The following is a 9361-nucleotide window of genomic DNA, read 5'->3' as shown; positions in this document are numbered from 1 at the left end:
TTTCTAAGATTTTCAATATGCAGTAAAATAAAACCTATAGATTCTGGTATAGTGATTTTTGCATCATCTCTTGTACAATCATATTGTAACATTTGTGTAGGGTAACCTTCATCATATTCTCCATTTTCTCTTTTTCTTAAATATTGTGTATTTAGAGCTTCCTTAACTTTATCGATAATAAATTCAAGAAACTCTTCATCACTTGATACAAGAGAACCTTTTTCTAGTACTTTTCCGTAACACTTTTTTTTCTTGATCACTAAAATCAAATAGATTTAGTTTTACTTTATTATTCTGATATTCTTTAAGTTTTGGTATGCTTACTCTTGTAAAATTATTTATTACTGTCTCTAATTTTTTCTTATCTGCTTCCACAGATTCAACAAGTTTTTTAGTGATAAAATTTGTTTTATTAACTACTGATGTTGCATGAACAGATTGGTTATTTTGTGCAATATTAAGTAAATCTGTATTCACCGGTTTAGGAATGAGACCAAGTTCAAAAAATTTCTTATGCGATTTATAATCAAGAAAAAAATTAGGCAATATGTTTCCATTTTCATTTTTTGTTGAGTTAATAAGAAAAGGGTATTTATTTGGATCATCCAATAAACAGAAGACTTTCTCTTTATTCGATGGACTTGTAGCAAGATCAAATAATAAATTTCTTGTACTATCTTCACTTAGTTTATTGGTGTTATTATTGTAAAGCCATGCAAATCTGAGTAAATTATAAAAATAGTTAGGCTCTAACTTGATATTACAAGTATGAAATTCAGCTAATGCTTTTGCACCCTCATCACCAATTCTATTAGAAGATATATTAAGTGTAGTAAGATGTGTAAAATTACCATTCGCTAATGCTTTTGCACCTTCATCACCAATTCTATTAGAAGATATATTAAGTGTAGTAAGATGTGTAAGATTACCATTCGCTAATGCTTTTGCACCTTCGTCACCAATTCCATTAGAGGAGATATCAATTGAAGTAATATGCGTGTTTTTTTCTAAAAAGCTTACTAATTTATTTATGTCTTGCAAGAAATGTTTTGTTATTATTAAAGTATTATCTTGTATATATCTATTGAAGTCCATCATCACTCCTACTAAATAGTAATATTATTAGCATAATTATATTAAGTTATGATTAAAGCTAAAATAGTTAAAAAATTTTCTTTAATAGTATATAATTATTAATGCTTTTCAAATCGATCTGTTATGGTTTTTTCTAAGTTTTTAGATCCAAAACGTGATCTAAATGAATTTTTGGTACCGAGAAGAATAAAAATATTCTTATTCATTTTCTTAATGATATTTTAGAGTTTAAAGTGGAGAGTGCAATACAAGAAGTTGAGTTTTTAAGTACCATCAGAGATTGCTTCTGACAAAAAAGCATAGTTGATGTTCTCTGCATGGATTCTAATGGAAATAGGTATATTGCGGAGATGATGCGACCTGAAAGTCTTCGGTCATATTGTTTAAAAGGAGAGGAATTCCTTCAGAAAGAAACTGAAAGGATTCTAAAGACTTATTAAACCAGATGTTTTGCCATCTGAGTCTACACATCAGTGCGAATCGGGTAACCGGTTGGTGCCGACGATGCAGACAATGAACTTCCCGCCTAAAAAAGAAGATGCGTAATCGTGAGAGGAGCATCAGCTACAAGCATCATGTGGTTGGAGGGCTAGGAGTGGTATGGTAAACATAAGTGAAGCTTTACAAGTACCGTTACGATGAAAGAGCCAAAGATGCTGATAGGCTCTAACCAAAATGTACGTAGACAGGATACTTTTTTCATTTCTGGATGTACGCAAATAACAATTCCACCGGTACAGAGAAGCTACATAACCCACTATTGTATGACAAAAGGAACAGGGCAAGCCTGTATTTTCGCCTATATGGCAGGCAACTAGCAAGGAATGCTGATGGATGTGCAGGTAAAGGAGAATGGAGAAAGCGAATGCCATTTTGTAATGAAATGGATAGAATTTGTAACATTAATTTGTGTGAAAACGATCAGACTTCCATTTGGTCCCTCATGACAAGAAACTTTGTTAACCACTTAAGGTAGGAAAGCAGATGATTACAAGTAAAGCTGTAAGTGCACCTACCAACATTCCGAAGTATGGAACCAGTTATCCTGGAAGAAATGCCAAAGAGTTGTTATGAGGCTACAAAGACGTATTGTTAATGCTGTCCAACAAGGAAGATGGGGGAGGGGGAAAAGCTTTACAGCATCTCCTCACACGCTACTTTAGCAACAAGCTTTAGCTGTTAGAAGAGTAACTGAAAACCAAGGAAAAAACACAGCAGGTGTAGATCGTCAAATATGGTCAACTTGCAACACAAAATTTCAAGGAATAAAGCTATTAAAACAAAGAGGATACAAACCTTCTCCGCTAAAACGAATTTATATCAATAAATCTAATGGCAAAAGAAGGCCTCTTGGAATACCCACGATAAAAGATAGAGCCATGCAAGAGTTGAAAGATTTAACTGATACAATTATTCTGAAAGAGTTGGACGTTTAGTAAGAAAAACTTTGTCATTCTCTAAACAATAAAACGACATAGATATTATTTGGAACTTTATTTATTATGGCAAAAATGTATGATTCATTGGACAGTACCATTTTTGAAGATATTTTATTAACTTGAAAATAATTACAGTATATCTATTAAATAGATATTCAATTAAAAAAAGATTCGTTAGTAATAACTACTTTATTCCTACCAGTATTTTTTGCTTTGTATAAGCACTGATCAGCTCGCTCTATAAATGCTTTTATATTATTAAGGTCACAATCTAACGCTTTTGTTACTCCAATACTAACTGTCTTTCTAATAGTTATATCAACAAGCTTGAAAGATTCTTGAGCAATAATATTACATACTCTCTGTGCAACTTCTGCAGCATTTGATATATTAGTATCTGGCATCACAACAATAAATTCTTCACCTCCAAACCTAGCTAATAAATCTGTTATTCTAATATTCTCATAGATTATTTTACTCATTTGCCTTAGTAATTCATCTCCAGCATTGTGTCCAAATTCATCATTTACTTGTTTAAAATAATCTATATCAATAATCATTAGAGATAATTCTTTATTTTTTAAAATAGAATCTTTAATAATATTTTTCAAGTGCATATCGAAATACCTTCTATTAAAGCAGTTTGTTAATGGATCTTTTATAGACATTTCCATGCTACTAAATAAACTCATCCTTAATGCACTTTGATACCTTTTACGCTTTATTTGTGAATTAGCTCTAGCTATCAATTCATTTTCATCTATCGGTACTACCAAATAATCATTTATACCTATTTCTAAAGCCTTTATTAAATGATTTTTATTATAATCCTCTAGTAAAACTAAAATTGGTGTATAGCGTGTCTCCACTTTACTACGTAATTGAGAACATAAACGTAACCCATCAAAATTAGCAAATTGCATATCAGAAATAATAAGATCATAATCCTTATTGATCGTTGCTTCATTCAGTGAAGCAATAGGATCATTTGATATTTCAATTAACTTAAAGCGTCTCTCTAATATTTTACGTATCTGTTTAGCTTGCAGAATATCTTCATCTATAACCAATATAGAAGCATCTGAAATTTGATTCGAGTAATCCATAATATTATCTTTCATAACTATACCAATATCTGCATTTGTCTCACCCCTTAAGCGTAATTCATCTATCACAGTTTTCAAACGCATTAATGACTTTATACGTGCAAAGAGCGAAATATCATCTATTGGTTTAGTTAAAAAATCGTCTGCACCTGCATTGATGCCATGTACTCTATCTTCTGCATCATGCAACGCAGTGACCATAACTATTGGAATATGAGTTGTTAATGGATTATTTTTTAGTTGTTTACAAACTTGAAATCCATCTATCTTAGGCATCATAACATCAAGCAATATTATATCTGGTTGCTCTTCAATGACTAGATCTATTGCCTCTTGCCCATCATAAGCTACAACGACTGTATAATATTCTGCAGTAAGCTTCGCCTTTAAAAGTTTAACATTAGATAAAACGTCATCAACTACTAGAATCTTTGCCGTCATTTTTATTAGACAAGTTATCTATATTGTAAGCAGGATAAAATTTGCCATCTTTACCAGCTATATATTTTATTTCCTCAGTTTCACATGCTTTATACAATTCATTAATTTCCGTATTTTTTAAAAACCTTTCAATTTTAAATTTCATATCTATAGCGGACTTATATATTACCCTGATAAAACTAACACATTCAGGAATTTTTTTCTTATCGAGAAAAATTATACCCACTAAGGCAACAACAAAAACTTCTGATAAACTTATATTAAACATTTTTTCTACAACAGTAAAAGCTCAATTTTCTTTATTATAAATATCAACTTACTTAAATCAAGTTTAGAATCAAGCATTTCTCTTAAAAAATTATCATAACGTTTTATGTGTTCTGCATTATTTGTAACCCAAAATTCAACAATGTTATCATTATAATTTCCATCAGAGGTTTCTATAACCTTGACAGTTAGATCACAATTATACTTACCAAGATCATCTAATGAATCGTTAATTACACTGCAGTTCCAGTAAGAAGCACCATTTCTCATTTGAACAGCAGCTTTACTGATAAGATCAAATTTTAATAATGACCTTAATTCAAAATATACTTTTCCTACGTGAAGTGCTGGTAAAGATACTCTTTCAGAAACTGATATGATCTCTAGTATGTAAGTAAGAATAGATAAATTTGCAATTTTTTTCGACAAAACTTCATTAATATTAAGCTTAACTAGAAAGTTAAATTCATTGCGATAACTTTTTAATAAACATTCACCTAAAACATCTTCTAAACTTTGACATACATTGCTAATTTTACTTCGTAACTCAATGATCTCATTAAGTTCTGTAAGAATAAAAGTACTAGTATTTTTTACTAGCCAAAATGAAACCTTACCAACAAATTTTTGTACGCTTCTTACTATATCTGAATATATACCAATATCTATTATACCATCTAGTTGATCAACTCCCACCCACAGTTCATATAAATCATATAAATAACAAACTATGATATATATATTAGCTATTTCATACACTTTGGCACCAGTACTTTCAATTAAATTATTTATAAATACACATCCCATTCTATTTACAATATCATTAGCAATACAAGTGGAAATAATTTCTCTACATAACGGATGCTTTAATATAGACCCGCTAAATTCCTCTACTATTTTCTGTGGAAAATAACCTAGTAAATACTTATCAGAAAATAAGCCTTTCTCAGGTAAATCAGAGTTTATAATTTCATTTTTTATACTTGTTCTAGCGTATGACATCAAAACAGATAATTGTGGAGAATTTAAACCTAGTGATTTATCTCGCATTTTTTCTATCTCTTCATCTGCCGGAAGAAATTCTATTTGTCTATTTAAAAGCTTAGACTTTTCAAGCATAAGAATTAATTTATAATGCTGCTCTAATCTATTCCTTGCTTGCATGCATTCAAGAAGCAATGCTTTCGTTTCTATTATATTATGATTATTTAGAACTTTAAATGCAACTTCATCAATCATATTACCTAATATTTCATTCCTTCTCTCTAGAGAAATAACATTATCTTTTACAGCTAAAGCAAGAGCTATTTTAATATTTACTTCTAAATCAGAACATATAACTCCAGCTGAATTGTCAACAAAATCTGCATTAATATATCCTCCTTTATTAGCATATTCTACTCTACCAAGTTGTGTACAACCTAAATTACCTCCTTCTATGAACATAGATGCCATAATATCCTTACCATTTATTCTTAACTCATCATTAGCTTTATCACAGGCAACACTATGACTTTCATTTGTTGCCTTCACAAAAGTTCCAATTCCTCCATTCCATATGAAATCCACTTTTGCCTTTAGTAGGTATTGTATCAGAAGATCAGGAGATAACTGATTTTCTTTTATGTTAAAACATTTTTTCATCTCCAAAGAAATATCAATATATTTAATATTGCGTTCGAATACTCCACCACCTTGAGAAATTACCTCTTTATTATAATCCATCCAACTTGAAAACGGTAATTCAAAAAGACGCTTCCGTTCAATAAAGCTTTTTTCTGCATTAGGGCATGGATCAATAAAAATATGAATATGATTAAATGCACCAATCAAGCATATATTATTTGATAATAGCATACCATTTCCAAATACATCACCAGACATATCTCCAATGCCGATAACAGTGACACTATGATTAATATCTTTGCCAATTTTCCAAAAATGTCTCTGTGCTGCAATCCACGCACCTCTTGCTGTAATACCCATTTTTTTATGATCATATCCACTTGATCCGCCGGACGCAAATGCATCACCAAGCCAGAAATTATATTCAGCAGCTACTTTATTCGCGTAATCAGAAAAAGAAGCAGTTCCCTTATCTGCAGCAACCACTAAATATGGGTCATCATCATCATACCTCACTACATTTTTAGGTGGTGCAACTTTTCCATCAATGATATTGTCAGTGATATCAAGCATACCTCTAATAAAGTTTTGATAATATTCAACACCTTTTTTTCTCAAAGTATCTTTATCCTTATATGTATGTTTTATTACAAAACCGCCTTTCGCACCAACAGGTATAATCACTGCATTTTTTGTCATCTGAGCTTTCATTAAACCTAGAACTTCTGTACGAAAATCCTCTGTTCTATCTGACCACCTTAATCCACCACGTGCAAGCTTTCCTCCTCTTAAATGTATTCCTTCAAAAAGGTTTGAATAAACATACAATTCACGATATGGATGTGGCTCTGGTAAGTTGCTTATTTTATTTGAATCAAATTTTATAGAAAGATATGGTTTGTTATCTTGATAATAATTAGTTCTTAAAGTAGCAATTATTAAATTAAATATTGAACGCAAAACATAATCATGAGAAACATTATTAATGTCCTTTAGCAGTTCCTCTATTTTTTCTTTAAAAATATTAATAGTTTTTATTCTATCAATATCTATTTTAGGATTAAATCTTGCATGAAATAGCTGTACTAGATATTTAACTATTTTAGGATATTCTGAAAATACCCTTTGAATATATTCTTGATTATAATTAAAGGATATCTGTTTTAGGTAAGCACTGAGTGCTCGAATCAATAAAACTTCTTTCCATTTTAAATCTGCTAAAATAATTAAACTGTTAAAATAATCATTGTTAATCTCTCGTGCGAAAACTTTAGTGAGTGTTATTTAAAATTGCTCTTTTAAGGTAATATTATTTACTAACTTATTAGACTTAAACAATGTAAAATTATGTATCCAAATTCCACCATTAATTTCTATGTAATAACTGTTATGAGATAAGACCTTGGCTCCTAAATTTTCAGTAACTTTTAATATTCTAGATAATTCGAGTCCACCATTACTCTGAGTATATACCTTAAGCTGATAATTGAGATTATCAGCAGTGAACCTTAAATCCACTTCACAGATACCATTTTTCCTGAGTATTTCCATTTTTTTAATATCATGATATGCTTCATTGGGCTCGAAGCTTTCCTGATAACTCACTGGAAATGCATTACAATAGCGAATGAATATGTCTTCAACGGTGCCAAAAGTATTATATAAATTATCTATAAAACGATCTTCCCATTTTTCTGTAATCTTCCTTAACTTACTTTCTATGCGTGAAATTTCATTATTTAGATTCTCACATACTTCTAGATTATTAATCTTTAGCACAACGTGTAACTTCATCAAGTCATATTCGTCTATAATGTTACGATTATAAATATCCGAACTTTCTGCACCTATTTCACTTTTAAGAATATCACGTATCTTTAACATTAATTTAGCATTAGCATAACGCATTGGAATTAGTACTACACAGCTGACAAAAATCCCCATAACTTTTAAAAATAACCTAATTCTTGGCCTTATCGCCAGTGACATTACAGCAGTACATATTTGGAATAACTCGTTTTCACTAGATTGAAGCAGTTCTGCACAGGTAAATGTTTGCAAAATATAAATTAGAGCCTTGTTATTATGCCCTCCTGCTACAAATCCAGCTCTCCGTTCTATTGCTTTAACTATATCTTTGATCACAGAAATAGTTTGAATGTCTTGAACCTCAGCTTTAGAAGTAAATAGTCCAAAAAAACGCCTTTCTTTTATTAATTCTTTGTGTTCATTAAATTCCTTTACTCCTATGCAAGTTAGATATGTACACCTGTGAACTATTGAAACCAAATGTGACCTCAATATATACAAGCAACTTAAATCTTCCGATGAGATCATCACATTGTTATACTCTTCATCTAATCTCAATAAACCAAGATTTTCCTTCTTGTTCGGAGTAAGCTTACCATTATCATTAGGAATACATTCTTGATAACCTAAAAATACAAAATTATCTCTCAGCCAATAAAAAAAGTTTTTTACTTGATCAGTGTGGTATGTTCCATTAACATGTCTATTCTCTTCTAGATAAGTTTCAACTGGAACAAATGTATCGCCAGCATCATTCAGTTTCTTAAGCATTAAATGCCAATCTTTTACAGAATAACTCACAGCTTTAAGAGTTCTGAGGAGAGATTCTTTTAGAGTATCTATGAAACTGTGACTTATACTTTTAATAACTACATATACAATAGATTCCTTTATACCATAATTTGATTCTAAGGGAAAAATTTCATCAAGCAAATCATTTTTTCTTCTAATGTTAATGATGCTATTACTATAATAGTATATAGTCAAATCATGAGACTTAATAGTAGAAATTACAGAATCTACAAGAAAAGGCATATCATTATTGACTATCTTAATTATAGTAAACTTTCCTTCTATGCCTTGTATTTCATCAACATTACATATTACAAATTTATCTTCTTCTTTCTCTCTGTGAAGCACAAAATCATAAGCATCTTTTGCAATACAGAAAAGAAACTCATTATTAATTTTAAGATCGCTTTTATAAACAAAATTATAAAAGTACTTAATAAACTCTTTAAGTTTACTCCTTTTTTCTTGACCTTGTTGATCAATTAATTGCAGCAGTGATTCAGTAATTTTATTACTAACATTACAATCTACACACATAATTTAAAATAAAGATATATCAGATCAGCTTAAACCTTTTTAACTAAGATTTCATTATTAAGAGTGTATACAATTAATCCATCTTTTCTACTACTTTTAGTACTAAAATTTTGTAATTTTCATTTCATCTAATTCTCTTATTTCTTGTTTTGACTTCTCAAGAATTTCATGATCGAATTTAAATGATTCTGTTCTGATGTTTGGACTTAGATTAAAACATATGTTCTCCTTATTATATTAATAATTATA

At 30.1% G+C, this 9361-nt stretch carries 4 protein-coding genes and 3 pseudogenes; 2 read left to right on the top strand and 5 right to left on the bottom strand.

All coding sequences use genetic code 11. The annotated features are described in order from the left end of the window. Together V6U76_RS03385 and V6U76_RS03380 are read right to left on the bottom strand one after the other, a co-directional pair. The coding region (locus tag V6U76_RS03385; RefSeq protein WP_333023608.1) for a hypothetical protein at positions 1-260 on the bottom strand (260 nt) is incomplete at its 3' end. Then, entirely contained in the window at positions 199-1098 is a 900-nt protein-coding gene (locus V6U76_RS03380) for a hypothetical protein (protein WP_333023607.1), read from the bottom strand. The genes V6U76_RS03385 and V6U76_RS03380, both read right to left, overlap by 62 nt. 120 nt (positions 1099-1218) lie before the next feature. On the opposite strand from V6U76_RS03380, the pseudogene V6U76_RS03375 reads away from it, so the two are divergent. Both V6U76_RS03375 and V6U76_RS03370 read left to right on the top strand, forming a co-directional pair. After that, positions 1219-1448, top strand: a pseudogene (locus tag V6U76_RS03375) (PD-(D/E)XK nuclease family transposase); the annotation flags it as partial. 717 nt (positions 1449-2165) lie between these two features. Further along, positions 2166-2531, top strand: a pseudogene (locus V6U76_RS03370) (reverse transcriptase N-terminal domain-containing protein). A 158-nt stretch (positions 2532-2689) separates the two neighbouring features. On the opposite strand, the gene V6U76_RS03365 reads toward V6U76_RS03370, so the two are convergent. The 3 genes and pseudogenes from V6U76_RS03365 to V6U76_RS03355 all read right to left on the bottom strand — a co-directional run bounded on the left by V6U76_RS03365 (position 2690) and on the right by V6U76_RS03355 (position 9112). Continuing rightward, positions 2690-4081, bottom strand: a complete 1392-nt coding sequence (locus V6U76_RS03365) for a PleD family two-component system response regulator (protein ID WP_333023606.1) — start codon at positions 4079-4081, stop codon at positions 2690-2692. Continuing rightward, complete coding sequence (gene tatB / locus V6U76_RS03360; RefSeq protein ID WP_333023605.1) at positions 4056-4349, bottom strand: Sec-independent protein translocase subunit TatB; 294 nt, start codon at positions 4347-4349, stop codon at positions 4056-4058. The genes V6U76_RS03365 and tatB overlap by 26 nt, the downstream gene beginning before the upstream one ends. Positions 4350-4354: 5 nt before the next feature. Then, positions 4355-9112 (bottom strand): annotated as a pseudogene (locus tag V6U76_RS03355) (NAD-glutamate dehydrogenase). Positions 9113-9361: the final 249 nt, after the last annotated feature.

This window comes from Wolbachia endosymbiont of Pentidionis agamae, assembly GCF_036711655.1.
GTDB lineage: Bacteria > Pseudomonadota > Alphaproteobacteria > Rickettsiales > Anaplasmataceae > JAZHPY01.
The sequence above is the reverse complement of the archived record's forward strand: the minus strand, read 5'-3'. Positions and strand labels throughout refer to the sequence as shown.